Raw genomic sequence first — 450 nt, forward strand, 5'->3', positions numbered from 1 at the left:
TACTCCCTGTGGAAAGCTATTTCCCTTGCCTCATCCCACAGAGCACTTATTTTAGGCACCCTTTCTGGGTCTCCAGGCAATAAAACATATCTTGCTACATCCCCCGGCTTACATGCTATGTGGTATTGATATCCTTCCTCAGTTTGGGGTCTATCTGCTGATACAAACTTCATTTCCATCACCCTACCATAAGCTTTGCAAAAAGCAAATAAAAGTCTTCGCATAAATTTCAGTGGTGAGTACATGCTAAAATGCCAAAAATGCGGAAAAACCTATGAAAAGTTTCGTATGCTTTGTGAATGTGGTGGACTTCTCGATGTTGTAGTAGAGTTTAGGGAGAGCTTTGAAAGTCTTTTGAAGGAGAGATATTTAGATGTGAGACGTTACTTGAACTTCTTACTCATCAATGAGGACTTTCTTCCAAAGTTAATCCTTCCAATAACCCCAACT

General features: G+C 40.2%; 2 pseudogenes. One reads left to right on the forward strand and one right to left on the reverse strand.

What is annotated here, in order from left to right:
• Positions 1 to 179, reverse strand: a pseudogene (locus E3E37_RS11690) (nucleoside phosphorylase); the annotation flags it as partial.
• A gap of 64 nt (positions 180 to 243) precedes the next feature.
• Here E3E37_RS11690 and E3E37_RS11600 point away from each other — a divergent pair.
• Positions 244 to 450 (forward strand): annotated as a pseudogene (locus E3E37_RS11600) (threonine synthase); the annotation flags it as partial.

The sequence above is a fragment of the Thermococcus sp. ES12 genome (assembly GCF_012027515.1).
GTDB lineage: Archaea > Methanobacteriota_B > Thermococci > Thermococcales > Thermococcaceae > Thermococcus > Thermococcus barossii.